Source organism: Corallococcus sp. RDP092CA, from assembly GCF_041903675.1.
Taxonomy (GTDB): Bacteria; Myxococcota; Myxococcia; order Myxococcales; family Myxococcaceae; genus Corallococcus.
Genome location: NZ_JAYESI010000006.1, coordinates 190,370 through 214,072, shown reverse-complemented (window position 1 = coordinate 214,072; position 23,703 = coordinate 190,370). Strand labels below are relative to the sequence as shown.

Genomic DNA, 23,703 nt, shown 5'->3' with positions numbered 1-23,703 from the left:
GCGCGCGGCCTCTCGCATGCCCGCCCTCCGGGACGTCCAGCGGACGCTCCGTGGGCACCGCCCACCTTCGCGGCGGGGGCCGCGCCTCCCGCGCGCGGACATGCGTCCCCAGGTTGAGGCCGGAGCGGCCCCGGGGCGCTGAAGCTCAGGGCTCCTCCGGGTCGCGAACGGGAGGATGGACATGCGCAAGCAGCAGCGGATCCGGGCCGTGGACCTCGCGGTGGCGCCGTGGAACCCCGTGCGCGATGTCGTCCTCCCCGGCGCGCTCGCGGGAACGCTGGGCGCCTTCGCGATGGCGGTGCTCGCCTTCGCGTTCTCGGGCGCGCTGCGCGGCGAGCCCTGGAAGCCGGCGCTCCTCGTGGCGGGGCTGTTCTTCCGCGGGGGCGCGGCCCACGGAGTCGTGCCGGTGCTGCTGGGCCTGCTCGTCCACTTCACCCTGGCGGGCGGCCTGGCCACGGGCTTCGCGCTGCTGCTGCCGCGCCGGGGGACCGCCGTCGCGGCGCTCTGCCTGGGCGTGCTCTACGGCCTGGGCCTGTGGGCGGTGATGACCTGGCTGATGATTCCCTTCGCGTCGCCGCCGCTCTCGCGCGAGGCCCCCTCCGCGCTGCTGTTCCTCCTGCACCTCGCGTTCGGCGCCGCGCTCGGCACGGTGCCCGCCGCGCGCGCCGTCTTCACCCGCGCGGACCGGCTGCGCCGTCAGCTCCAGCGCGCGAGGGCCGCGCCGCCCTGACGCGCTCACGGCTCCCGGGGGCCCGCGGGCTCTGGCGGCCTCGCGCTCCTCGGGTCCTCCAGCGCCCCCGGCAGGGCCTCCACCGGGAAGGGCCCCGGCGGAATGGCGGGCCGGAAGCGCGTGCGCGTCTCCAGCACGCACACCGTCAGCAGCACCGCCACGAACACCACCGACGTCACCAGCACCAGCCCGTTGCTCGTCCGCTGCTCGCGCAGGTGCATGTAGAACAGGGCGATCAAGAGCCCCTTCGCCCCCGCGATGAGCAGCGCCACCGGCAGCGACCACGCGCCGTGAGGCAGCGTGTGCAGCCCGTACGTCAGCGCCGTCAGCGCGAGCAGCACCCCGCCCACGACCAGCACGCCGCCCACCCCCAGCTGGCGCCCCGGCTTCTCCACCGCGTCCTCGGCCACGGGCCCGCTCCTCATGACAGGTACAGGATGGGATAGACGAACAGCCAGATGACATCCACCAGGTGCCAGTACATCCCGCCCAGCTCCACCGGCGTGGCGTACGTCGCGCCGAACGCCCCCGCCGCGGACCGCACGCCCAGCACCGTCAGCACGCTCACGCCCACCGTCACGTGCAGCGCGTGGAAGCCCGTCAGCAGGTAGTACAGCGTGAAGAAGAGGCCCGCGCCCACGCGCGGCACCTCCGTGAACCGGTACGCCTCCCCGGGCAGCCCGCCGTCCGCCACGTGGTGCGCGTACTCCACGCCCTTCACCCCCAGGAACACCACGCCCAGCAGCGCCGCCGCCAGCAGCAGCGCCCCGCCCAGCCCCGGCCGGTCCTCCCGCACCGCGTGCACCGCGAGCGCCACCACGATGCTGCTCGTCACCAGCACGAACGTGTTCAGCGTGCCCAGCCCCACCTCCATCTCGAGCTGCGCGGCGCGGAACGCCTCCGGGTACACCGAGCGATACACGCCATAGGCCGTGAACAGCCCCGCGAACAGCAGCACCTCCGTCGCGATGAAGACCCACATGCCCAGGTGCGACGCCTGCTTGCGCGCGTCCTCGGAACCCCAGTGCTCCGTCACGGCCTCAGGCGGCATGCGGCACCTCCTCCCGCGCGTACTCGTGCGGTCCCCGGGGGTACTCGGGCGTCGTGGTGAAGTTGTGCGTGGGCGGCGGAGACGCGCTCCGCCACTCGAAGCCCTCGCTGCCCCAGGGGTTGTCTCCCGCGACCGCGCCGTAGCGGAGGCTCCACGCCAGGTACCCCGCGATGACCACGAACCCGAACGCCAGCAGGGACGCGCCCGCCGTGGACGCCACGTGCAGCGGCTGGAAGTGCGGCGGGTAGTCCGCGTACCGCCGGGGCATCCCCAGGTTCCCCAGGAGGAACTGCGGCACGAACGTGGCGATGAAGCCGAAGATGATCAGCACCGCCGCGCCGTTGGCCAGCTTCGCGGGGAAGCGCCTCCCGAACATCTTCGGGAACCAGTAGTGCAGCGCCGCCAGGAACGCCATCACCGTCGCCCCCACCATGATGAAGTGGAAGTGCGCCACCACCGAGTACGTGTCGTGCCAGTGCAGGTTCAGCGACGTGGTCGCGTACGCCACGCCAATCATCCCCCCGAAGAAGAGGAAGAACATGAACCCCAGCGTGTAGAGGAGCGGCGACTCCATGGCGATGGAGCCCCTGTAGAGCGTGCCCAGCCAGGAGAAGATCTTGATGGCCGTGAAGATGGCCACCAGCATCGACATGGCGCCGAACGCGCCGGAGCCGAAGGTGGACTGGCCGGACGCGAACATGTGGTGGCCCCAGGTGAAGAACCCCACGAACGCGATGCCCAGCGTGGAGTACACGATCATCCGGTAGCTGAAGGCGTTCTTGCGGCTGAAGGCGGACACCGCCTCGCTGATGACGCCCATGGACGGCAGCACCATGATGTAGACGGCCGGGTGGCTGTAGAACCAGAACAGGTGCTGGAAGAGGATCGGATCGCCCCCGCGCGCGGGGTCGAAGATGCCCACGCCCACCACCCGCTCCAGCGCCACCAGCAGCAGCACCATGCCCAGCACCGGCGTGGCCAGCACCTGGATGATGGACGTGCCGTAGACGGCCCAGACGAACAGCGGCACCTTCATCCACGTGAGGCCCGGCGCGCGCAGCGTGTGCACCGTGGCGATGAAGTTGAGCCCGGTGAGGATGGTGGAGAACCCGATGATGAACACGCCCACCAGCACCGGCAGCACCGCCGTGCCCGTGGTGGTGCTGTAGGGCGTGTAGAAGGTCCAGCCCGTGTCCGCGCCGCCCTCGAACATGCCCCACAGCGCGACGCTGGCGCCCAGCACGTAGAGGTACACGGACGCCAGGTTGAGCCGGGGGAAGGCCACGTCCCTGGCGCCAATCATCAGCGGCACCAGGAAGTTGCCGAAGGCGGACGGGATGGCCGGGATCATGAACAGCCACACCATGGTGACGCCGTGGAGCGTGAACATCCGGTTGTACGCCAGGTGCCCCATGAGGGTGCGGCCGGGCGTGAGCAGCTCGATGCGCAGCGCCAGCGCGAACAGGCCGCCCACGAAGAAGAAGAAGAGCGTCAGCCCGAGGAACATCACCCCGATGCGCTTGTGGTCATGCGTCGTGAGCCACGACCACAGGGTGCGCCCGTCCGTCAGGTAGGACTCAGCGGCCGGTGGGGACATAGACGGGCTCCTCGGCCGCGGTGACACCCGGGCGCATGGGACGCAGGGACTTGATGAACTCCACGAGCGCGCCGGTGTCCTCCGCGCTCAGCCGGCCGTGGTAGCCCGGCATCACGGGCGCGTAGCCGGCCACCACCTTCGCCAGCGGATCCATCATGGACTCGGTGAGGTACGCCTCGTCCGCGAGCACGGCGCCGCCGCCCTCCAGCGGCTCCCTCCGGCCATACAACCCCAGCCACGTGGGGCCGATGTGCGGCGCGCCCGTCACCGTGTGGCATTGCAGGCAGCCCTGCGCGGCGGCGACGCGCTCTCCCCGGACGGCCATGGGCTCCGGGGTGCGGGCGCCGGGCAGCGCGGCCACGGGGAGGTTGCGGCGCTGCGCGTCCCGCCACGCCTCGAAGTCCGCGGGCGGCAGCACCAGCACCTCGCCGCGCATCACCGAGTGGTCCAGCCCGCAGTACTCCGCGCACAGCACCTGATGGCGGCCGGGCCTCGGCGCCTCGAACCAGAGGTCGGTGTAGCGGCCGGGCACCGCGTCGCGCTTCATGCGGAAGTCCGGCACGTAGAAGGAGTGGATGACGTCGCGCGAGGTGAGCAGCAGCCGCACGGGCCGGCCCGCGGGCACCACCAGCGTGTCGATGGCGCTGGGGCCGCCGGGATAGGTGAACTTCCACATCCACTGCTTGCCGGTGACGTACACGTCCAGCGAGTCCTGGGGCGGGCTCATCACCCAGACGAACTGCTTGAAGCCCAGGACGAACCAGAGCAGGAACAGCGACAGCGGCACGCCGATGAACAGCCCCTCCATCCACGGGGCCGCCACCACGCGCGGCGTGGGGTCCGACGCCGTGCGCCGGTGGTAGCGCACGAGGAAGGAGAGGCCGACGGCGCCAATGCCCACCGCCACCGCGAGCGTGGTGAGGAGCAGGACGAAGTGCAGGTGGTCCACCTTCACGGCGAAGGTGGAGCCCTGCTCCGGGAGGAAGAACAGGCGGCGCAGCAGCTCGTTCATCGCGCGCCCCCCTCGGACCCGGAGAGCAGCTGCCGCATGGCCGCGTCGATGGGCTGGTGGATGACGCCCGCGTCCACGTCCACCCAGCCGTAGCCCTCCAGCCGCTCGCGCTGCCGGGCCTTCAGCGCGTCCGCGCGCCGGTCCAGCGAGAAGGGGGGCTGCTCCAGCATGCCGACCTGCGCGGTGCTCGCGGGCACGGGGAGGGGGCGCTCGGTGCCAGGGCGCCAGCGGACCCACAGCGCCCACGCCGCGACGCTGGCCGCCGCGAGCAGCGCCAGCGCCACGGCGCCGACGCGCACCAGCCACGCGGTGGGCAGCCGCTCCAGCTCCGGGGGCGGTGGGCGGGGCTCGCTCATGGCGGGCGCACCTGGAGCGAGTGGACGAGGTAGGGATCCGCCACGGGCACGGGATAGGCGCCGCGCGAGAGCCAGAGGGCCACCGCCACGGACAGCCCGCCCACGCCCACCCACGCGGTGAGCGCCGTCCACGGGATGACGACGGACTCCGGGAAGAGCGAGGGGAACAGCAGCCACGCCACGTCCACGGCATGCATCAGGAGCATCCACAGCGCCACGGCCGCCAGCCCCCGGGGGCGCGCCTTGAGCGCGCGCGACAAGAGGAGCCCGAAGGGGATGACGAAGTGGCCCAGCAGCAGCACGAGCGACAGCGCGCCCCAGCCGTCCTCCAGGCGGACGCGGTACCAGCTCACCTCCTCGGGCAGGCCGGCGACCCAGATGAGCATGAGCTGCGAATAGGCGATGTAGGCCCAGAAGCAGACGAAGGCGAACAGCAGCGTGCCCAGCCGGTGGTAGTGGCCGGGGGACAGCAGGCTGCCGAAGTGCCGGGTGCCGCGCGTGGCCGCGCCCGCGACGATCATCAGGGCGAGCCCGCCCACGAAGGCGCCAGCGAAGACGTAGACGGCGTAGACGGTGGACTGCCACGTCGCCTCCAGCGACATCATCCAGTCCAGCGTCATGAAGGAGAACGTGAGGCCCAGCGCGGGCAGCGAGCCCCCGCCCAGCCGCCGCTGCCACAGCGTCCAGCGCACGTCGCCCGTGCCGTCCTGCCGCACGGACCAGCGGTACAGGAGGGCCCCCACGACGCCCCAGGTGAGGAAGTACAGCGCCGCGCGCACCAGGAAGAAGGGCACGTTGTTGTAGAGCCGCCGGTGGTCGAGCACCTGCCGCGTGTGCGCGCCCAGGTCCGCGGAGGGCTCGACCCACGGGAACAGGTGCCGCATCCCCAGCGCGAGGGGCACGAAGAGCAGGAGGAACAGCGGCGCGACGGCGGCCGTGACCTCCAGCGCGCGGCGCAGCACCACGGGCCAGCGCGCCTTCGACGCGTGGAAGGCGGCGAGCAGCAGCAGCGCCCCCAGGCTCAGCCCCAGCCAGTAGATGAACCCGAAGAGGTACCCCGCCAGGGCCTGGCGCACGTCGAGGAAGGCGCCGACGGCGGTGGCCGCGAGGCCCGCGACGCCGAGCGCCGCGCTGATGACCCGCGCGCGCCGTCCACCCTCGAAGCGTGGGAGCACGGGAGGCGTCATCGCGGGAGGACCTCCTGGCGCAGCCGCGCCTGGACGGCGGGCGGCGCGGCGGTGAGCGGCGCGCGCTGGCTGCGGCCCAGGGCGCGCAGGTACGCGACCACGGCCCAGCGTTCACGCGGCGTGAGCTGCGGGCCGTACGCGGGCATCACGCCGAAGCCGTGGGAGATGACCGCGAAGTAGAAGCCCGGCGGGTGCGGCAGGTCTCCCGTCGTGGAGCGCTCGTTGAGCCGCCCCTCCATCGCGATGCCTCGCGGCCCCACGAGCGCGTGCCGCCGCGCCAGGGCCGCGTCCGCGTCGCTGACCGTCACCCCGCGCCCCGGCGCTCCGGGCCGCCCCCCGTCGGCCGTGTCCCTGACGGCGCCTTCCTCATCCACCCTCCGGGGCAGCGGGAACGCCTCCGGCCCCACCCGCGCGGTCACGGCCTGCGCTCCCGTGTACGGGGCTTCGCCCTCCGCGACGCCGTAGACCACCTGCTCCGCGTGGTCGTGCGGCACGAACAGCCCGGGCGGCCGGCGCTGCGGCATCTTCCGGGCCACGATGGCGTCCCCGTCGCCCGTCAGCCCGTGGCACACCGCGCACCAGGTCTCATAGGTCGCGCGCCCCTCCTCCAGCAGCGCCCGGGTGAGCGGCATCGGCACGGCCGGAAGCCAGCGCCCCTCCGCCGTGAGGCCCTGCTTCAACGCCGGGTCCTCCGGCCTGTGCCACTCCTGCGCCACCGTCCCCGGCACCAGGGGCCGCATGGCGCGGCCATCATCGAAGAACCCGCTCGGCGCGAAGGCCCCGGCCCGCGGCTGCGACGCCATGGGGTCCGTGTCGTCGCACGCGGCCACCCCGCCCAGCAGCACCAGGAGCGCCCAGCGCCTCATCGCGCGCCCTCCTCCACCACCGACACCTGCCGCGCCCCCAGCTCGCGCAGCGCCGCCTCCACCTTCGGCGCGTCCTCGCCGTCCACCGCCACGCTCGCCCAGAAGCCGTCCACGGACGCGCTGCGGAAGGACTCCACGTCGAACACCGGGTGCGTCACGTGCGGGAAGCCGAACAGCACCATCAGCGCGCCGAACACCGTCAGCGCCGCGCTCAGCACGCCCAGCTCGAACGTGATGGGCAGGTTCGTGGGCGCGCTGTGCAGCGGCCGGCCCCCCACGTCCAGCGGAGAGTCCACCGCGTTCGTGAACCACTGCGTCAGGTACGCGAACACCGCCCCGCCCAGGCCCGCCCCCAGGGTCAGCAGCGGCAGCCGCGAGCGCTTCAGCCCCAGCGCCTCGAACGTCTCCTCCACCGGGAACGGCGTGTGCGCGTCCAGCTGCTCGAAGCCCCTCGCCCGCAGGTCCCTCAGCGCGGCCACCAGCGCGTCGCTGGACGCGAACTCTCCCAGCACCCAGCGGCGGCTCATGGCGCACCGCCTGGCCGCGTGCCCTCTTCGCGCCGGAAGCGGAGCGACGCGTCCACCTCGCGCTGGAGCTCCTTCATCTCGCTCACGGACACGGCCGGCACGTACTTCAGGAACAGCAGGAACGCCGTGCCGAAGAACGCCACCGAGCCGCCCAGCAGGCTCCAGTCCACCCACGTGGGCCGGTACGCAGCCCAGGACGACGGCAGGAAGTCCATGCTCAGCGACGCCACCACGATGAGGAAGCGCTCCGTCCACATCCCCACGTTGATGAGCAGCGCCGCCACCCACAGCACCCCCACGTTCGTGCGCAGCCGGGAGGACCAGAACAGCTGCGGCACCAACACGTTGCAGAAGACCTGCATCCAGAAGAGCGGCGCGTACGGCCCGAGGAGCTCCGCCTCCGTGGCGTGCAGCTCGAAGGGGTTCCCGCTGAACCAGGCGAAGAAGTGCTCCTGGAGGTAGCCGTAGGTCACCATCCACCCCGTGGCCAGCAGCACCTTCGCCATGTTGTCCAGGTGCAGCGGCGTCACCACGTGCTCGAGGCCCAATGCCTTGCGCGCCGGAATCAGCAGCGTGAGCACCAGCGCGAAGCCGCTGAACACCGCGCCCGCGACGAAGTACGGCGGGAAGAGGGTCGTGTGCCAGCCCGGCAGCTGCGACACCGCGAAGTCGAAGGACACGATGGTGTGCACGCTCACCACCAGCGGCGTGGCCAGCCCCGCCAGCAGCAGGTAGCCCGTGCGCCACTGCCGCCAGTGCCTCGCCGAGCCCCGCCACCCCAGGCTCGCCAGCCCGTACCAGAAGCGCGCGCGGGGCGTCCGCGCCGTGTCGCGCGCCGTGGCCAGGTCCGGGAGCAGCCCCACGAACCAGAACAGCAGCGACACCGTGAGGTACGTGCCCACCGCCGCGATGTCCCACGTCAGCGGCGAGCGGAACTGCGGCCACGCCCGCAGGCTGCTCGGATACGGCACCAGCCAGTAGAACTTCCACGGCCGCCCCAGGTGCAGCAGCGGGAAGAGCCCCGCGCACGTCACCGCGAAGAGCGTCATGGCCTCCGCGAAGCGGTTGATGGACCCGCGCCACTTCTCCTGGAACAGCAGCAGGATGGCGCTGATCAACGTCCCCGCGTGGCCGATGCCGATCCACCACACGAAGTTCGTGATGCCGAACGCCCACGCCACCGGGATGTTGTTGCCCCACGTCCCCACGCCCACCGCGAGCGTGACGCCGATCGCCACCCCCAGCAGCGCGGTCCCGGCCAGCCCCAGCGCCAGCAGCATCCGCCAGGTCCGGCCCGCGGGGCGGTGCACGAAGGCGAGCAGCGACTCGCTGTAGGCGCGGTCGGAGTGGCGCCCCTCCAGGAGCGGGTGCTCGGTGAGCGGGTCCCCGGGCGCGGGCACCTGCGGGTCGGCCGTGCTCATGCGCCTCCCCTCGGCGCCGGGTTCTTCAGGCGCACCAGGTGCACCGTGCGCGGCTGGGTGCCCAGCGTGTTGAGCAGCCTGTAGTGCCGCGGGTCCTCGTGCTCGCGGCGCACGCGCGACTCCGGGGCGAGCAGGTCCCCGAAGGTGATGGCCTCCGTGGGACAGGCCTGCTGGCAGGCGGTGCGGACCTCGCCGTCGCGCACGTCCCGGTGCGCCGCGCGCGCGACGGCGCGGGCCCGCTCGATGCGCTGCACGCAGTACGTGCACTTCTCCATCACCCCGCGCGAGCGCACCGTCACGTCCGGGTTCTGGCGCAGCCTCGCGAGGGGGTCTCGCCGCTGGTACTCCAGGTAGTTGAAGCGGCGGACCTTGTAGGGGCAGTTGTTGGAGCAGTACCGCGTGCCGATGCAGCGGTTGTAGACCATCTGGTTGAGGCCCTCGTCCGAGTGGACGGTGGCGTTCACCGGGCACACGTACTCGCAGGGCGCGGCCTCGCAGTGCACGCACGCCACGGGCTGGGAGATGAAGCCCGGGTCGTCCGGGTCACCGAGGAAGTAGCGGTCGATGCGCAGCCAGTGCATCTCCCGGCTCTTGCGCACGCCGTCGCGCCCCACCACCGGCACGTTGTTCTCCGCCTGGCACGCCACCATGCACGCGCTGCACCCCGTGCACCGATGCAGGTCGATGGCCATGGCCCACTGGTGGCGGTCGCTCCTCGGCAGCGCGTCGGGTGGATAGAGCCGCTCCTGGTGCTCCTGGAGGAACCCGAGCGCCTGGGGCTTCGCGCGGAAGGCCGCCTGCGTGAACTGGAGCGCCAGGTCGCGCCCCTCCATGCTCCAGTGCTCCTGCGTGAGCGCCAGCGCGTGGTGGCGGCCCGTGCGGGTGAGGCGCGTGAGGGTCCCGCCCCACGGCATGGACCTGGACCGCAGCGTGTACGCGTTGACGCCCACGCCCTGGCCCACCGGGCCCACGCGCTCGCGGCCGTGGCCCAGCGCCAGCGTCACCGTGTCGTCCGGCTGGCCGGGCAGCACCAGCACGGGCACCTCCACCGCCTGGCCCAGCGACTCCAGGCGGGCCACGTCGCCCTTCTCCAGCTTCAGCGCCCGCGCGGTGGCGGGGGAGAGCAGCGCCGCGTTGTCCCAGGTGAGCTTCGTCACCGGGTCGGGCAGCTCCTGGAGCCAGGCGTTGCCCGCGAAGCGGCCGTCGTACAGCCGCGAGTCCAGCACCAGGGCCAGCTCCAGGCCCGCGGGGGTCTCCAGCGGGTGGCTCGCGCGGGCGGCGGCCCGGCGGTCCGGCGCATCCCCGAGGCTTCGGAGGGACTCCCGCCCCGCGACCTCCCGCGCGTCGCGCAGCACCCCGGCCTCGTTCAGCACGGCCTGGGCGGGCGCCGCCCGGGTCTCCGGAATGACGCCGTCCGCGAGCCACGTCTCCCAGCGCGCCTCGAAGTCCGCCGGCGCGCCCGAGCGCTCGCGCCACAGGGACTTGAGCAGCTCGTAGGGGCTCCGTGAGTCCAGGCCCGCGAAGACGGACAGGAGCTCCACCTCCGACACGGCGCCGGGGAACAGGGGCGCGATGAGCGGCTGTGAGATCGACGCGGTGCCGTCCGGCGCGCGGCCATCGCGCCAGGACTCGAAGGCGTGCGTCGCGGGGACGAAGGTGGGGCAGCGGGCCGCCGTCTCGTCCTCGTGGAGGCCGTGGTACAGGCGGAAGGGGACGCGCTCCAGGTGGCGCGCGAGGTCCGCGTCCACCATCGACGTCCAGACCGGGTTCCACGCCGTGATGATCAGCGTGTCCACCTGTCCATCGAGCAGCTCCGCCAGGAGCGCGCTGGGCGCCTCCGGGTCCGCCTCGGGGAGCGCCACGGGTTCGAGCAGCCGGGGCGTGTTGCCCAGCGCCTCGTCCAGCGCGAGCGCCAGCGCATGCACCGGCGGCGGCTGGCGCGCGCCCACCGTGACCCGGCCCCGTCCCCGGTGCAGGAGCAGGTCCCGCGCGGCGCCGCGCACCCAGGCGCGCTGCGCGTCCGTCAGCGCGGCGGGCGGAGCGCTCAGCCCCGCGAGCCCCGAGGCCAGCGCCGGCGTGACCCCGCGCGAGGGGTTCACGGGGGCAATCCCGCGCAGCCCCCGGCCCACCTCCGCCGCCAGCGCGAGCAGCAGCGCGGCGCCCTGCGACGGCCGCATCCGGAGCCGCTCGTCGGCGAAGCCGCCGGTGAGGGTCAGCGTGCTCTCCGCGACCCACAGCCGGTTCATCGCCTCCGGCTTGCGCGCGCTCACGAAGTCCCGCGCCGCGCGCAGGCTTCCAGGGTGTGGGGGCGCGAGGAAGTCGTCGTCCACCGCCACCACCACCTCGCGCCCCACGTCGTGCACCACGTCCAGCGCGCGGCCGTAGGCCCGCCGCGTGCCCTCGCGGCGCCCGTCCGCCAGGGCCACGCCCCAGGGGATGATCCGCGCGGCCGGGAAGCGCTCCTGGATGCGCGCGTACAGCGCCTGCACCAGCGGGCTGCCCGTGGGCTCCACCAGGAAGCGCAGCCCCGCGCCGCCGTCCTGGCGCTCGGCCTGCTCGCGCAGCGCGTCCCTCACGGTGCTCCACGCGGCCTCCGCGCCTCGCAGCCGCGCGGTCTTCGCCCTCGCCGGGTCGTAGAGCCCCAGCAGCGCCGCCTGCTCGAAGAGGCCCGCCGCGCCCAGGCTCGCCGGGTGCAACGGATTGCCCTCCACCTTCGTGGGCCGCCCCTCGTGGCTCGCCACCACCAGGCCCACCGTGCGCCCGCTCCACTCCAGCCCCGTGGCGAAGTGCAGCGGCACCCCCGGCGTCAGGCCCTCGGGCGGCGTCGAGTACGGGAGGATCTTCTCCGGCGGCTGCCGGAAGCACCCGCTGAAGCCCGCCGCCGCCAGCGACGCGGCCGCCAGTTGCAGGAAGGTGCGCCGCGCCACGCCCTCGGGTGGGACCCGCGCGCCCGGCGGGTGCTCACGCGACACGGCCTCGGGACCGGGCCCTCCCGCCTGCCACTCCTCCAGGCTCCGCCACGCGCGCACGGGCTCCGTCCCGTCCGCCGCGGGCGAGTCAGGGGCCTCCGGCCGTGAGGGGTCGGTCAGAAGTGGCATGTGTTGCAATCCGTCCTCGGGTTCACGTCGAGCGCGGCCTGCACCGCGCGGCCCGTCTCCCGCGGCGCTCCGGGGGGACGCCACGTGAGGTTCGCGACCTCGGACAGCGGGCGCAGCCACGGCGTCGGGTCGCGGTGACAGCCCAGGCACCAGCCCATGGTGAGCGGCGCCACCTGCTGCACCGCCGGCATGGTGTCCACGCGCCCGTGGCAGGTGACGCAGCCCACGCCCTTGTTCACGTGGACCTGATGGCTGAACCAGACGTAGTCCGGCAGCGCGTGCACCCGGTTCCACGGAATCGCCGTGTCGTCGAAGCCGCTGGCGCGCACCGGCTCCAGCCGGGCGCTCTCGTTCCACACCTGCGCGTGGCACCCCAGGCAGCGCTGCGTGGGCGGCACGCCCGCGGCTGGCGAGCGCCACGCGCCCTCATGGCAGTAGCCGCACGGGATGCCCTCGTCGCCGACGTGGTGGCGGTGGTCGAACGGGAGTGGCTGCTCGCGGGGCGAGAACGAGCCCCGCCCCAGCGGGTTGCGCGCGAGGAGCAACAGGCCCGCCAGCGACGCCGCGGGCAGACCCAGGGCCAGGGCGATGATCACCCGCAGCACCGAGTCGGTTCCCGGGCGGAACAACGGAGCCATGCCCCTCCCCCCATCCAGCGTGGAGGCCTCCGCGGCTGCACTGGCGGAGGCGGGCGGGACTGTGGGCGCGGCCTCACGCGGCCACCAGCCTCCCGTTCACGCCCCGTCGCGTTTCACACGCACCAGACGCGCGACGTTGGCCAGTCCACACGCGGGCCCTCCACTGGAGCAGCGCGCGAGCATGATGCCCGGTGGCTCACGGAGCACCTCGATGCGCGGCGGTGGGCCCCGGCGCGAGGCTCAGGACGGCAGCGTGCGCCCGCGCGCGGACGCGGAGGCCGTCATCACCGAGGCCGCCCCCACGTACACGTCCACGGGCGACAGCGGCCCGGCGCCCGGCAACGCCGCCAGCTCCCGCACCACCGCCTCCCGCCCATGGCACGCCGCCCCGCGCGCCATGCAGTCGCGCAGCGCCGCCTGGAGCCACGCGGCGGAGTCCGCCTCGCGCTCACCCAGCAGCGCCTGGCGCAGCACCTCCCGCAGCGCGGGCGACACGCCCCCGAGCGCCGCGTCCACCCCGGCCGCGTCCCCCGGCACCACGACGCTCCCGGAGGCCAGCTCCAACAGCACCCGCCCCAGCGCGCGCGAGTCCTCCCGCGCCTCCACCGGCGAGCCCACCCCGTCCTCCCGGACCGGCAGCTCCACCACGTCCGGCCGCGACGGCGACGTGAACCGGCGCAGCAGCGGACGCGCGGACCGGAGCCCGAAGTCCGTCAGCGTCACCTCGCCCCGAGGCCCCACGCGGATGCGGTGCGCATGCAGGTCCCCGTGCACCACGCGCGCGCCATGCGCGGCCCGCAGCGCCCCCGCCACCTCCACGCCCACGTGACACACGAACGCCTCCGACGGCCGCCCGCCCCGCCCCAGCACGCGCCGGCGCGCCGTGGCCAGCGAGCAGCCCGGGATGTAGTCCGACACCACCGTCAGCGTGTCGCGCGCGTCCACCTGGAAGCCATGGAGCCGCGCGATGCCCGGGTGCCGCAGCGGCAGCGCCAGCGCCAGCGCCTCCTCCAGCGGACGCCGCGTCTCCGGCGCCAGCCCCGACGCCAGGAGGAACGTCTTCACCACCAGCGGGCCCGCGCCCGCCACGTCCTGCTCCAGCGGCCACACCAGGGACACCCACTCGCCCAGCGGGCCCCTCCCCAGCGGATGCAAGGGGGCGAACGCGGGCAACCGGGTGGCGAACGGGAGCACGGACATGGCATCCTCCAACCCAACACATCCAACCCGTGACGTCAACGCGACATCGCCTACGTCACAGGTCCTGCATTCCCCGACACCCGGGCACGCGGCCCGGGGTGTCAGGAAAGGCCCGAGGCTAGAAGTAGCCGCCGACCGTGGTGGTGATGCCCAGCGTCACGTCGTTGCCGGAGAAGTAGCCCTGCTCCGAGCCCAGGCTGCCCACGTCCTGGCTGATGAGCGCGCGCACCTGCGGGCCCGCGCCGATGAAGAAGTGCGGCGTGAGGTGGAAGAGGACGGGGGCGTTGAAGTCCAGGACGAAGTTCACGTCGCTGGCGCCCGGCACGTGGGCGAACTGCACGCCGAAGCCCGCCTTGGGCCAGAGCGACACGCGGTCGGCGAGCGGCAGGTGGTAGCCCACGCGGCCCAGCACGCCCAGGCCCACGACGGTGCTGTCGCCGAAGCCGAAGGCCACCAGCGCGGACGCGCCCACCGACAGGTTCTGGTGGAGGAAGTAGTCCGCGGACGGCTCCACGCGGATCAGGAACACTTCGGAGGCGGTGTTGTAGCCCAGGAAGCCGTTGAGGTCCTGGCTGATGACCATCTGACCTTCCTGGCCGAAGTCAGACGCCCGGCCCGGGTTCGCGTTCAGGTTCGGCTCCTCGGCCGCCATCGCCTGCGACGACACCGCGAGACCCGCCGCAACCGCAAGACCCGTCCACTTGCTGTTTCCACGCATCGAGGTTTCTCCTCACGTTCACGCCCGGCCGACCCTTCCCGGAGCGCATGCGGGGCCCCTTCTAGCCAAAGCCCGCCACAACGCGAGGATGTTTTCGGACCCACCCGACACTTCGTTGAAACGACACCATCAGCGCCGCGATCGGAGAAACTCCTGCTCGCGGCGCCTCGCGACGCACAGCGGCCCCGGCGGCGCCGGTTCCTGATCGCGCCCCGCCTCAGCGCGCCGCGCGCAGCAGGCCGCGCGCGCCCAGCACGGCGCCCCCCACCACGCCGCCCGTCAGCGCCGCCAGCCCCAGCGTCGCGGTGAAGCGCTTCCACGCGGGCGTCGGTGGCACGCTGCCGCGGGGGCCCACGCCCTCCACCACCGGGGTGAAGAGGTTGCCCTCGGGCCGGTCCAGCGGCGCGGCCGTCGTCTGCAGCCGCGCGCCGAAGCGGGAGAGCAGCGCCTTGCCCACCGACGGCGCCACGCCGTTGAGCCACAGCATCAACCGCCCCTGGAGGAACGCCGGCACCGACGTGCGGCCCGGCCGCTTCGCCAGCCGCACCACCGCGCGGGCCACCAGGTCCACGTCGTAGGTGGGCGGCACCGGCACGGGCCTCCGGCCCAGCATGGTGGGCGCGTGGTCGAACATGGGCGTGGCCACGGACGGCACCAGCACGTTGGACACGTGGATGCCCGTGCCCGCCAGCTCCAGCTCCAGCGCCTGCGCCCACCCCAGCGTCGCGTGCTTCGCGGACGCGTACGCGGACAACAGCGGCGCGGCCCCCGCCGCCAGCATGGACTGCACGTTGAGCAGGTGGCCGTGGCCCTGCTCGCGGAAGTGCGGCAGCACCGCGCGCGCGAAGCGGAAGTAGCCGAAGCACGACACGTCGAACACGCGCGTGATGTGCTCCCAGGGGAGCTGGTCGAAGTAGCCGTAGGACTGCACCGCGGCCACGTTCACCAGGAGGTCCACGCGGCCGTAGTGCGCCACGCACTCGCGCACCACGCGCTCCACGTCCTCGGCCACCGTGACGTCGCCCTCGCTCACCAGGCACTCGCCGCCGCGCTGGAGCACCTCCACGCGCAGCCGCTCCAGCGCCGACTGGCGCCGCGCGGTGACGCACAGCCGCACGCCGGCCTCCGCCAGCCGCACCGCGGACTGCCAGCCCACGCCGCTGGATGCGCCCGTGACGATGGCCACCTGTCCCCTCAAGTCCTCGTGATGCGCCATGCGCTTTCACCCCTCCTCGCCGTGAGGTGGGCCTTCCGGCCGGGCTTCGCACGAGGCAAGCCCCCGGAATCCACTTCGCGCCCCCCGCCCGCCCGGCCGCCCGGCCGCCCGCCGGGCCAGTGACAGGGCGCGCACCGGCCCTCCCCGCCCGGGGGTGCACCCGCCCCCGGGCCGCCCCACCCTCTAGGGACACGGGAGCACGCCATGCCGGACCACACCCCAGTGACGGATGAATCGCCCCAGCAGCTGGTGTCGAGGGCCATCGACCAGAGCCGACGCCTGGCGCAGGCGGAGGTGGAGCTGGCCAAGGACGAGCTGCACCGCGACGCGCGCCAGGCGCTCCAGGCGTCCGCCCTGCTGGGCACCGGGGCGCTGCTCGCGCTGGGCGGCTCCCTGCTGCTGGCGGTGGCCCTGGGCCTGCGGCTGGCGTCGGCGCGCGGCGCGCTGCTGCTGGGGCTGGGCCTGGGGGGCGCGGGCGCCACGCTGGCCTGGCAGGGCGCGCGGCGGTTCCCCCGGCACCCGCTGGCGGAGACGGGGGAGCAGCTGCGCCAGGACCTGGAGGTCCTCCGCCCCGCCCTCTCCTGAAGCCCTCACGCGCAAGGCCCCCCGCCGTCGAAAGGAACGACCATGATCCGCTGGAGCCGACTCCGCCCCTTCCGCCCCGAGAAGCGCTCGCTCCTCCAGGACGTCCTCATGGGCGCCGTGGGCGGCGCGCTGGGCACCTTCGCCATGAACCAGGCCCAGGCGCTCCTCGCGAGGCGGGGCGAGCCGCAGGAGCAGGACGGCGCCCGGCAGCCCCAGCAGGAGCCCGCCACGGAGGTGGCCGCGCGAAAGGCGGCGGAAGGCGCGGGCCTGCACCTGGAGGGGGACCAGAAGAAGCGGGCCGGCAACGGGGTGCACTGGGGCTACGGCACGCTCTGGGGCGCCGTGCACGGCGCGCTGCATGACCGCGTCCCGCTGGCCGGGAAGCTGTTCGGCGTGGGCTTCGGCCTGGGCCTCTTCCTGCTCGGTGACGAGCTGGCGGTGCCGCTCCTGCGCCTCTCGCCGCCGCCCCGGCAGGTGCCGGCGAAGTCGCACCTGAGCGCGCTGGCCGCCCACCTCGTCTACGGCACCACCGCGGAGGGCACCTACCGCCTCGTGCGCCACGCGCTGGCCTGACGCGCGCCGGGGCCCCCCGCCCTCACGGGGGAGGCCGGGGCCGCGCGCGCCTCACGACGACCAGGAGACGTCGTAGACGGCCTCCGCCAGCGACTGGGCCTCGCCGCGCACCTGCACGTCCTGCACGCCCGTCACCTCCAGCGCGGACTGGAGGATGCCCTCGTTGTAGGGAACCGGCATCAGCGAGCGCTTCATGATGACCCGGCCCGACGTGGGCCCCGTCCACTCCACGGTGCGCTCGCCGAAGTTGAGCGCCGTGCGGTAGCCCGAGTGCATCAGCTCCAAGAGCCGCTTCGGATCGCCGCCCGCCTGCTGCACGAAGTCGCGCGCGAACATGGAGTTGAGGAAGTCCAGCATCGCCTGCGTGCCAATCTGGCGCTGCGCGGCCTCATGGCCGCCCACGAGCGGCGCCAGCTGCTCCGCCGCCACGTAGGACAGCTTCAGGAAGCGCGGGAACGGATAGGTCTGCATGGGGATGAAGTCCGCGGTCTCGTCCACCTGCTCCAGACAGCGCTTCACCGCGTCCGCGCCCCCCAGGAACCTCACCGCGTCCAACACCCCCAGGAAGAACAGCCCCCGGCTCGTGTCCTCCGGCGTCGTCATGGCCAGGCGAGCCTCCAGGTCACGGGCGATGTCCTCGGGGAGATTCAGCGTGCCAGCCGGCATCAGCGTCGTCCTTTGAATGAGGGGGGGAAGTGGACCAGGCGGGGACCTGACGGGGCGCGAGGATTCCACAGGTCCCGCTCCATCGCGAGTCCTCGATGGCCCACGGCGCGCGCCGCGACACATGTTTCACGACGTGTGAGGTCCTTCCTGGCCTTCCCCGGATGACGCAGGGAAGCGGCGCACCCCGTCCCGCGGCGGATCCGCCGGGCGCGCGGCGCCGTGCCTGCCCGGCCGCCCTCGCGTCCGCTCGTGGACGTGGATCCGGGCCTGGCGGCACTGGTCCGCTCCCGGGTGCATCCCCATCTTGGGGGCGCGGTTCCACGTGCGCGTCCTGTCGGGCCATGGAGAGGAGCAGCCTTGAAGTTCCGCGACCTGATGAAGGGCTGGCCGGTGCTGCGGCAGCTCGCCCGGGGAGACAGCCGGGCGCTGGGCGACACGGCGATGTCGGCGCGGAGCCGCGCGCTCGCGCCGCGCACGAAGTCCGCGGACCGGGTGGTGAAGTCCATCTGCCCGTACTGCGCGGTGGGCTGCGGGCAGGAGGTGCACGTGCGCGACGGTCGCATCCTCGACATCGAGGGCGACCCGCACTCCCCCATCTCGCGCGGCCGGCTGTGTCCCAAGGGGGCCGCCACCTTCCAGCTGGTCACGGGGACGCAGCGCGTGCAGCAGGTCCTCTACCGCCGCCCCGGCGGCACGGAGTGGGAGCCGCTCCCGCTGGAGGAGGCCCTGGACAAGGTGGCCGAGCGCGTGAAGCGCACGCGCGACGCGACGTTCGAGCTGACGGACGCGAAGGGCCAGCGGGTGAACCGGACGCTGGGGATGGCGCACCTGGGCGGGGCGACGCTGGACAACGAGGAGAACTACCTCCTCAAGAAGCTCTTCAGCGCGCTGGGCGTCGTGCAGGTGGAGAACCAGGCTCGAATATGACACGCGTCCACGGTGCCCGGTCTGGGCATCACGTTCGGCCGCGGCGGCGCCACGACGTTCCAGCAGGACCTGCAGCACTCGGACTGCATCATCATCCAGGGGTCCAACATGGCCGAGTGCCATCCGGTGGGCTTCCAGTGGGTGATGGAGGCGAAGGCCCGGGGCGCGAAGGTCATCCACGTGGACCCGCGCTACACGCGCACCAGCGCGGTGGCGGACCTCTACGCGCCCATCCGCGTGGGCTCGGACATCGCGTTCCTGGGCGGGCTCATCCACTACGTGCTGGAGCACGAGCGGTACTTCCGCGACTACGTGGTGCAGTACACCAACGCGGCCACGCTCATCCGCGAGGGCTTCCTGGACACGGAGGACCTGGAGGGGCTCTTCAGCGGCTACCAGCCGCAGGGCAACCGCTATGACCCCCACACCTGGCAGTACCAGGGCGTGGCGGGCGTGGTGCCGGCGGCCGGCCACAAGGAGCTGACGGACGAGCCCGGCGCGGGCGGCGGCGGGCACGACCACCGCGTGGACCTCCACGACGAGCACCGCGACGAGACGCTCCAGCATCCCCGGTGCGTGTTCCAGCTCCTGAAGCGGCACTTCTCCCGCTACACGCCGAAGGTGGTGTCCCAGGTGTGCGGCGTGGACGAGGCGCTGCTCCTGGAGGTCGCGCGGACGCTCTGTGACAACTCCAACCCGGAGCGCACCAGCGCGTTCTGCTACGCCGTGGGCTGGACGCAGCACTCGGTGGGCGTGCAGTACATCCGCACGGCGGCCATCCTCCAGCTGCTCCTGGGCAACATCGGCCGGCCCGGTGGCGGCATCCTCGCCCTGCGCGGGCACGCGTCCATCCAGGGCTCCACGGACATCCCCACGCTCTACAACCTGCTGCCGGGCTACCTGCCCATGCCGCGCGCCCGCGGCGGGGACTCGCTGGAGCAGTACCTCCGCGACAACAAGTCCGGCAGCGGCTGGTGGACGGAGTTCCCCAAGTACGCGGTGTCGCTGCTCAAGGCGTGGTTCGGGGACAGGGCCACGCGGGACAACGACTACCTGTTCGCGCACCTGCCCCGGCTGACGGGCAACCACTCGCACATGCAGACGGTGGCGGACATGGCGGACGGGAAGCTCCAGGGCTACTTCGTCATGGGGGAGAACCCCGCCGTGGGCAGCATGAACGGGGCGCTCCAGCGCAAGGGGCTGCGCCACCTGGACTGGCTGGTGGTGCGCGACTTCACCCTCATCGAGACGGCGGAGTTCTGGCGCACGGCGCCGGAGGTGCAGGCCGGGCAGGTGCGGCCGGAGGACATCCCAACGGAGGTGTTCTTCTTCCCGGCCGCCGCGCACACGGAGAAGGACGGCACCTTCACCAACACGCAGCGCCTGCTGCAATGGCATCACAAGGCGGTGGAGCCGGCGGGGGACGCGCGCAGCGAGCTGCACTTCACCTACCACCTGGGGCGCAAGCTGCGGGAGCTGTACGCGGGCTCCACGGACCCGAAGGACGCGCCGCTGCTGGACCTGACGTGGGACTACCCCACGCACGGGCCGCACGCGGAGCCCTCCGCGGAGGCGGTGCTGCGGGAGATCAACGGCTACACGGTGGCGGACGGGGAGCCGGTGGACGGCTTCACGGCGTTGAAGGACGACGGCTCCACGGCGTGCGGCTGTTGGATCTACTCGGGCTGCTTCAAGGACGGCGTCAACCAGACCGCGCGGCGCAAGCCGGGGCAGGAGCAGACGTGGGTGGCGCCCGAGTGGGGCTGGGCGTGGCCGTCCAACCGGCGCATCCTCTACAACCGCGCGTCGGCGGACGTGGACGGCAGGCCCTGGAGCGAGCGCAAGCGCTACGTGTGGTGGGACGCCGGCCAGAAGCAGTGGCTGGGCGAGGACGTGCCGGACTTCATCGCGGACCTGCCGCCGGAGTACCGGCCGCCCGAGGGCGCGACGGGGCTCGCGACCCTCGCGGGCAATGATCCGTTCCTCCTCCAGGCGGACGGCAAGGGGTGGCTCTTCGCGCCCAGCGGGTTGATGGACGGGCCGCTGCCCACGCACTACGAGCCCATGGAGTCGGTGCTGCCCAACCCGCTCTACGCGCAGCAGTGCAGCCCCACGCGCGAGGAGTGGAGGCGCAAGGACAACCCCTATCACCGGGCCTGGGGCGACCCCCGCTATCCGTACCTGGTCACGACGTACCGGCTCACCGAGCACCACACCGCGGGCGGCATGTCGCGCTGGCTGTCCTGGCTGAGCGAGCTGCAACCGGAGATGTTCTGTGAAATCTCCCCGGAGCTGGCGCGGGAGAAGGGGTTGAAGAACGGGGACTGGTGCACGCTGGCCACGGCGCGAGGGGACCTGGAGTGCCGGGCGCTCGTGACGGAGCGCATCCGCCCGCTGAAGGTGAAGGGGCGTCAGGTGCACCAGGTTGGCCTGCCGTACCACTGGGGCGTCACGGGGCGCGTGCGCGGCGAGGGCGCCAACGAGCTGACGTCCTTCGTCGCGGATCAGAACGTGGACATCCAGGAGTCGAAGGCGTTCACGGCGGACCTGCGGGCGGGGCGGCTGCGCTCGGGAGCGCGGGCCGCGGCGGGAGCGGCGCCGCCTCCGCTGACGGTGCCGGAGGTGCCGCGCGACGTGACGCCGCCCGGGGACACGGACCACTCGGAGTCGCAGGAGCCCGAGGGGAAGGGATAGGCGCATGGGCAGCCGCAAGGGGTTCTTCACCGACACGACGCTCTGCATCGGCTGCAAGGCGTGCGAGGTCGCGTGCAAGCAGTGGAACCAGCTCCCGGACGACGGCTTCCACTTCACGGGGATGTCCTACGACCACACGGCGCACCTGGGCGCGTCCACGTGGCGGCACGTGGCGTTCGTGGAGCGGCCGGTGCCCCTCCAGGGGCAGACGTCGGGCGCGGGGGACTTCTCGTGGCTGATGATGTCGGACGTGTGCAAGCACTGCCAGCGCGCGGGGTGCCTGGAGGCGTGTCCCACGGGCGCCATCGTGCGCACGGAGTTCGACACGGTCTACGTGCAGCCGGACGTGTGCAACGGCTGCGGCTACTGCGTGTCCGCGTGTCCGTTCGGCGTGATTGACCGGCGCGAGGACGACGGCCGCGCGTGGAAGTGCACGCTCTGCTACGACCGCATCGGCGACGACATGACGCCCGCGTGCGCGAAGGCGTGTCCCACGGCGTCCATCCAGTACGGCGACCTGGACGCGCTGCACGCGAGGGCGGAGTCGCGGGTGCGCGACCTGCACCAGCGGGGCATGACGGACGCGTACCTGTATGGGAAGGACGCGGAGAGCCAGCCGGGCACGGGGGGCCTCAACGCCTTCTTCCTGCTCCTGGACAGGCCGGAGGTCTACAACCTGCCGCCCGACCCGGTGGCGCCGACGAAGAAGGCGGCGCGGTCGTGGGCCTCGGTCGCGATGGGCGCGGTGGGCATGCTGGCGGTGGCGGTGGGCGCGGTGGCGCGCGGGCGGGAGGGGCGCGGATGAGCGACGACACGCTGCTGGACCAGCTCCAGCGCAAGGCGGACGGGCGGAACATCGACGCGCGCGCGGGCATCCTGGAGGGCGAGGGCGCCCTCCAGGAGGTGAAGGATCCGGAGCCGGCGCGGCGGGGGGTGGACGTGCTGCCCACGGTGCCCTCGCGGTCGGGGCCGGACAGCGCGCGGGCGCCGAGCTACTACGGCCTGCCGGTGTTGAAGGAGCCGCTGTGGATCTGGACGGTCCCGGCGTACTTCTACGTGGGCGGGGTGGCGGGCGCGTCGAGCGTGCTCGGGGTGACGCTGGAGCACCTGGGAGGCCGGAGGCTGGAGCGGCTGGCGGGGCGCTGTCACGCGGTGGCCGTGGCGGGGGACCTCGTGAGCGCGGGGCTGTTGATCCACGACCTGGGCCGGCCGTCGCGCTTCCTGAACATGCTGCGCGTGTTCCGGCCCACGTCGCCCATGAGCATGGGGTCGTGGGTGCTGGCGGGCTCGGGCGCGGTGAACTCCGCGGCGCTGCTGCTGCGGCGGAGGCCCGGGGCCCTGGGCCTCCTGGGGCGTGCGGCGGGCACGGTGGGCGCGGTGATGGGCCTGCCGCTCGCGGGGTACACGGCGGTGCTGGTGAGCAACACGGCGGTGCCGCTGTGGCAGCAGGTGGGGCGCACGCTGCCGCTGTTCTTCATGGCCTCCGCGACGGCGAGCGCCGGGAGCCTGCTGTCCCTGCTCCCGCACACGGACGCGGAGGAGCGCGTGCTGCGCCGCTTCCGCGTCGCGGGCAAGGTGGCGGAGCTGTTCACGCGCGAGGCCGTGGAGCTGGAGGCGCGGCAGGTGCTGGAGGTGGGGAGGCCCCTGCGCGCGGGCGCGTCGGGCGCGCTGTGGGCGCTGTCGCGGGCGTGCTCCCTGGCGGGGCTGGGGGTGGACGTGCTGCCGGGGCGGGCGAGGTGGAAGCAGGTGGCGGCGGACATGCTGACCACGGTGGGCGCGGTGGCCGCGCGTTACGCCGTCATCCAGGCGGGCAAGGCGTCCGCGCGGAATCCGCAGGCCACGTTCCAGGGACAGCGGCAGGGGCTGGGCGCGGCCCAGGTGGAGGGGAACACGGAGGCTTCGGATGGGAAGCCGCTGAGCTTCCCGCTGCCCGTGCTGGGCCAGGGCGCGGCGCCCCGGAAGGACATGCCCTACGCGCGGTTCATGGTGACGCAGCCGGAGCCGTGACGGGGCTCACCGCCCCGGCAGCGCGACCCCATAGCGGACCAAGTCCTCCGGCGTGTTCACGTTCGCCAGCGCGCGCAGCTCCGGATCCACCGCGCGCAGCGCGTCCACGGGCAGGAGCCGCGTGCGGAGCCCCAGCAGCACCCGCCGCAGGGACGGGTCCTCCGCCAGCGCCTCCCCCCACCGCGTCACCCGCTCCGTGCGGTACGCCGCGAACAACGGCTCCCACCGTCCATCGTGCTCGATGCACACCGCGTCCACGTCCGCCCCCCGCGCGTCCAGCACCACCCGCGCCGCGGCCTCCGTCACGAACGGCATGTCGCAGGCCACCGCGAACACCCACTCCGTGCGGGCCGCCCCCAGGGCCGCATGGACCCCTCCCGGGGCGCCCTTCCCCTTCACGACGTCCACCACCGTGCGGAGCCCGAAGCGCGCGTAGGGCTCCGGAGCGTTCGCCACCAGCAAGCTGTCCGCGAAATGCGACCCGAACGCCCGCAGCCGTTCCAGGGTTGTGAGCCCGCCCACGCGCAGCAGCCCCTTGGCCACGCCCCCCAGCCGGGTCCCCTGCCCCCCTGCCAGGATGGCCAGCGTCACGTCGGGAAAGGTCGCGGATCCGTCCATGTCCGCCGACCCTACA

Annotated in this window: 22 protein-coding genes; 6 read left to right on the top strand and 16 right to left on the bottom strand. The window is 73.3% G+C overall.

Going from position 1 to position 23,703, the window contains the following annotated elements:
* Positions 1-181 precede the first annotated feature (181 nt).
* Positions 182-730 carry a hypothetical protein gene (locus U8525_RS09830; protein ID WP_374264079.1) on the top strand — a complete coding sequence of 183 codons (549 nt, stop codon included), beginning with the start codon at positions 182-184 and terminating at the stop codon, positions 728-730.
* A 5-nt stretch (positions 731-735) separates the two neighbouring features.
* Here U8525_RS09830 and U8525_RS09825 read toward each other — a convergent pair whose 3' ends face one another.
* The 14 genes from U8525_RS09825 to U8525_RS09760 all read right to left on the bottom strand — a co-directional run bounded on the left by U8525_RS09825 (position 736) and on the right by U8525_RS09760 (position 15,617).
* On the bottom strand, positions 736-1,140 hold the full coding sequence (locus U8525_RS09825; protein WP_374264077.1) for a cytochrome C oxidase subunit IV family protein: 405 nt from the start codon (positions 1,138-1,140) through the stop codon (positions 736-738).
* An 11-nt stretch (positions 1,141-1,151) separates the two neighbouring features.
* Positions 1,152-1,781 carry a cytochrome c oxidase subunit 3 family protein gene (locus U8525_RS09820; RefSeq protein ID WP_374264075.1) on the bottom strand — a complete coding sequence of 210 codons (630 nt, stop codon included), beginning with the start codon at positions 1,779-1,781 and terminating at the stop codon, positions 1,152-1,154.
* On the bottom strand, positions 1,771-3,378 hold the full coding sequence (locus U8525_RS09815; protein ID WP_374264072.1) for a cbb3-type cytochrome c oxidase subunit I: 1,608 nt from the start codon (positions 3,376-3,378) through the stop codon (positions 1,771-1,773). Before U8525_RS09815 ends, U8525_RS09820 begins: the two co-directional genes overlap by 11 nt.
* Positions 3,359-4,390, bottom strand: a complete 1,032-nt coding sequence (coxB, locus tag U8525_RS09810; protein WP_374264070.1) for a cytochrome c oxidase subunit II — start codon at positions 4,388-4,390, stop codon at positions 3,359-3,361. The genes U8525_RS09815 and coxB overlap by 20 nt, the downstream gene beginning before the upstream one ends.
* Positions 4,387-4,746 carry a hypothetical protein gene (locus U8525_RS09805; RefSeq protein ID WP_374264068.1) on the bottom strand — a complete coding sequence of 120 codons (360 nt, stop codon included), beginning with the start codon at positions 4,744-4,746 and terminating at the stop codon, positions 4,387-4,389. Before U8525_RS09805 ends, coxB begins: the two co-directional genes overlap by 4 nt.
* On the bottom strand, positions 4,743-5,933 hold the full coding sequence (locus U8525_RS09800; RefSeq protein ID WP_374264066.1) for a hypothetical protein: 1,191 nt from the start codon (positions 5,931-5,933) through the stop codon (positions 4,743-4,745). The genes U8525_RS09805 and U8525_RS09800 overlap by 4 nt, the downstream gene beginning before the upstream one ends.
* The gene (locus U8525_RS09795) at positions 5,930-6,799 is read right to left on the bottom strand and encodes a c-type cytochrome (protein WP_374264064.1); all 870 of its coding nucleotides are present in this window, start codon (positions 6,797-6,799) and stop codon (positions 5,930-5,932) included. The genes U8525_RS09800 and U8525_RS09795 overlap by 4 nt, the downstream gene beginning before the upstream one ends.
* Positions 6,796-7,326 carry a DUF3341 domain-containing protein gene (locus tag U8525_RS09790; protein ID WP_374264062.1) on the bottom strand — a complete coding sequence of 177 codons (531 nt, stop codon included), beginning with the start codon at positions 7,324-7,326 and terminating at the stop codon, positions 6,796-6,798. Before U8525_RS09790 ends, U8525_RS09795 begins: the two co-directional genes overlap by 4 nt.
* The gene (gene nrfD / locus U8525_RS09785; protein WP_374264060.1) at positions 7,323-8,747 is read right to left on the bottom strand and encodes an NrfD/PsrC family molybdoenzyme membrane anchor subunit; all 1,425 of its coding nucleotides are present in this window, start codon (positions 8,745-8,747) and stop codon (positions 7,323-7,325) included. Before nrfD (U8525_RS09785) ends, U8525_RS09790 begins: the two co-directional genes overlap by 4 nt.
* Positions 8,744-11,845, bottom strand: a complete 3,102-nt coding sequence (locus U8525_RS09780; RefSeq protein ID WP_374264058.1) for a TAT-variant-translocated molybdopterin oxidoreductase — start codon at positions 11,843-11,845, stop codon at positions 8,744-8,746. The genes nrfD (U8525_RS09785) and U8525_RS09780 overlap by 4 nt, the downstream gene beginning before the upstream one ends.
* The gene (locus U8525_RS09775) at positions 11,833-12,483 is read right to left on the bottom strand and encodes a cytochrome c3 family protein (RefSeq protein ID WP_374264055.1); all 651 of its coding nucleotides are present in this window, start codon (positions 12,481-12,483) and stop codon (positions 11,833-11,835) included. The genes U8525_RS09780 and U8525_RS09775 overlap by 13 nt, the downstream gene beginning before the upstream one ends.
* 240 nt (positions 12,484-12,723) lie before the next feature.
* Positions 12,724-13,683 (bottom strand): protein kinase, encoded by a 960-nt coding sequence (locus U8525_RS09770; RefSeq protein ID WP_374264053.1) that lies wholly within the window; start codon positions 13,681-13,683, stop codon positions 12,724-12,726.
* A 118-nt stretch (positions 13,684-13,801) separates the two neighbouring features.
* A complete protein-coding gene (locus tag U8525_RS09765) occupies positions 13,802-14,401 on the bottom strand; it encodes an outer membrane beta-barrel protein (RefSeq protein WP_374264051.1) in 600 nt (199 codons plus the stop codon).
* 217 nt (positions 14,402-14,618) lie between these two features.
* Positions 14,619-15,617 (bottom strand): SDR family NAD(P)-dependent oxidoreductase, encoded by a 999-nt coding sequence (locus U8525_RS09760; RefSeq protein ID WP_374264048.1) that lies wholly within the window; start codon positions 15,615-15,617, stop codon positions 14,619-14,621.
* A gap of 204 nt (positions 15,618-15,821) precedes the next feature.
* On the opposite strand from U8525_RS09760, the gene U8525_RS09755 reads away from it, so the two are divergent.
* Positions 15,822-16,202: a phage holin family protein gene (locus U8525_RS09755; protein WP_374264046.1), complete on the top strand. Its 381-nt coding sequence runs from the start codon at positions 15,822-15,824 to the stop codon at positions 16,200-16,202.
* A 42-nt stretch (positions 16,203-16,244) separates the two neighbouring features.
* Positions 16,245-16,775 carry a DUF1440 domain-containing protein gene (locus U8525_RS09750; RefSeq protein ID WP_374264044.1) on the top strand — a complete coding sequence of 177 codons (531 nt, stop codon included), beginning with the start codon at positions 16,245-16,247 and terminating at the stop codon, positions 16,773-16,775.
* Between the two features lie 51 nt (positions 16,776-16,826).
* On the opposite strand, the gene U8525_RS09745 is transcribed toward U8525_RS09750, so the two are convergent.
* Positions 16,827-17,441, bottom strand: coding sequence for a DUF2378 family protein (locus tag U8525_RS09745; RefSeq protein ID WP_374264042.1), 615 nt, complete (start codon positions 17,439-17,441; stop codon positions 16,827-16,829).
* A gap of 375 nt (positions 17,442-17,816) precedes the next feature.
* Here U8525_RS09745 and fdh point away from each other — a divergent pair, with 375 nt between their 5' ends.
* The 3 genes from fdh to nrfD (U8525_RS09730) are packed head-to-tail and all read left to right on the top strand — an operon-like array spanning position 17,817 to position 23,069.
* Positions 17,817-21,062 carry a formate dehydrogenase gene (gene fdh / locus U8525_RS09740; RefSeq protein ID WP_374264226.1) on the top strand — a complete coding sequence of 1,082 codons (3,246 nt, stop codon included), beginning with the start codon at positions 17,817-17,819 and terminating at the stop codon, positions 21,060-21,062.
* Between the two features lie 4 nt (positions 21,063-21,066).
* Positions 21,067-21,867 (top strand): 4Fe-4S dicluster domain-containing protein, encoded by an 801-nt coding sequence (locus U8525_RS09735; RefSeq protein WP_374264040.1) that lies wholly within the window; start codon positions 21,067-21,069, stop codon positions 21,865-21,867.
* Positions 21,864-23,069, top strand: coding sequence for an NrfD/PsrC family molybdoenzyme membrane anchor subunit (gene nrfD, locus U8525_RS09730; RefSeq protein WP_374264038.1), 1,206 nt, complete (start codon positions 21,864-21,866; stop codon positions 23,067-23,069). The genes U8525_RS09735 and nrfD (U8525_RS09730) overlap by 4 nt, the downstream gene beginning before the upstream one ends.
* A gap of 6 nt (positions 23,070-23,075) precedes the next feature.
* Here the strand turns inward: nrfD (U8525_RS09730) and U8525_RS09725 are convergent, their stop codons facing one another.
* The gene (locus U8525_RS09725) at positions 23,076-23,687 is read right to left on the bottom strand and encodes a molybdenum cofactor guanylyltransferase (protein ID WP_374264036.1); all 612 of its coding nucleotides are present in this window, start codon (positions 23,685-23,687) and stop codon (positions 23,076-23,078) included.
* Between the last annotated feature and the right edge of the window lie 16 nt (positions 23,688-23,703).

Coding starts and splice junctions, on each gene's coding strand:
- U8525_RS09830 (WP_374264079.1), top strand. CDS start 182: ATGCGCAAGCAGCAGCGGATCCGGGCCGTGGACCTCGCGGTGGCGCCG.
- U8525_RS09820 (WP_374264075.1), bottom strand. CDS start 1,781: ATGCCGCCTGAGGCCGTGACGGAGCACTGGGGTTCCGAGGACGCGCGC.
- U8525_RS09815 (WP_374264072.1), bottom strand. CDS start 3,378: ATGTCCCCACCGGCCGCTGAGTCCTACCTGACGGACGGGCGCACCCTG.
- coxB (WP_374264070.1), bottom strand. CDS start 4,390: ATGAACGAGCTGCTGCGCCGCCTGTTCTTCCTCCCGGAGCAGGGCTCC.
- U8525_RS09805 (WP_374264068.1), bottom strand. CDS start 4,746: ATGAGCGAGCCCCGCCCACCGCCCCCGGAGCTGGAGCGGCTGCCCACC.
- U8525_RS09800 (WP_374264066.1), bottom strand. CDS start 5,933: ATGACGCCTCCCGTGCTCCCACGCTTCGAGGGTGGACGGCGCGCGCGG.
- U8525_RS09795 (WP_374264064.1), bottom strand. CDS start 6,799: ATGAGGCGCTGGGCGCTCCTGGTGCTGCTGGGCGGGGTGGCCGCGTGC.
- U8525_RS09790 (WP_374264062.1), bottom strand. CDS start 7,326: ATGAGCCGCCGCTGGGTGCTGGGAGAGTTCGCGTCCAGCGACGCGCTG.
- nrfD (WP_374264060.1), bottom strand. CDS start 8,747: ATGAGCACGGCCGACCCGCAGGTGCCCGCGCCCGGGGACCCGCTCACC.
- U8525_RS09780 (WP_374264058.1), bottom strand. CDS start 11,845: ATGCCACTTCTGACCGACCCCTCACGGCCGGAGGCCCCTGACTCGCCC.
- U8525_RS09775 (WP_374264055.1), bottom strand. CDS start 12,483: ATGGCTCCGTTGTTCCGCCCGGGAACCGACTCGGTGCTGCGGGTGATC.
- U8525_RS09770 (WP_374264053.1), bottom strand. CDS start 13,683: ATGTCCGTGCTCCCGTTCGCCACCCGGTTGCCCGCGTTCGCCCCCTTG.
- U8525_RS09765 (WP_374264051.1), bottom strand. CDS start 14,401: ATGCGTGGAAACAGCAAGTGGACGGGTCTTGCGGTTGCGGCGGGTCTC.
- U8525_RS09760 (WP_374264048.1), bottom strand. CDS start 15,617: ATGGCGCATCACGAGGACTTGAGGGGACAGGTGGCCATCGTCACGGGC.
- U8525_RS09755 (WP_374264046.1), top strand. CDS start 15,822: ATGCCGGACCACACCCCAGTGACGGATGAATCGCCCCAGCAGCTGGTG.
- U8525_RS09750 (WP_374264044.1), top strand. CDS start 16,245: ATGATCCGCTGGAGCCGACTCCGCCCCTTCCGCCCCGAGAAGCGCTCG.
- U8525_RS09745 (WP_374264042.1), bottom strand. CDS start 17,441: ATGCCGGCTGGCACGCTGAATCTCCCCGAGGACATCGCCCGTGACCTG.
- U8525_RS09735 (WP_374264040.1), top strand. CDS start 21,067: ATGGGCAGCCGCAAGGGGTTCTTCACCGACACGACGCTCTGCATCGGC.
- nrfD (WP_374264038.1), top strand. CDS start 21,864: ATGAGCGACGACACGCTGCTGGACCAGCTCCAGCGCAAGGCGGACGGG.
- U8525_RS09725 (WP_374264036.1), bottom strand. CDS start 23,687: ATGGACGGATCCGCGACCTTTCCCGACGTGACGCTGGCCATCCTGGCA.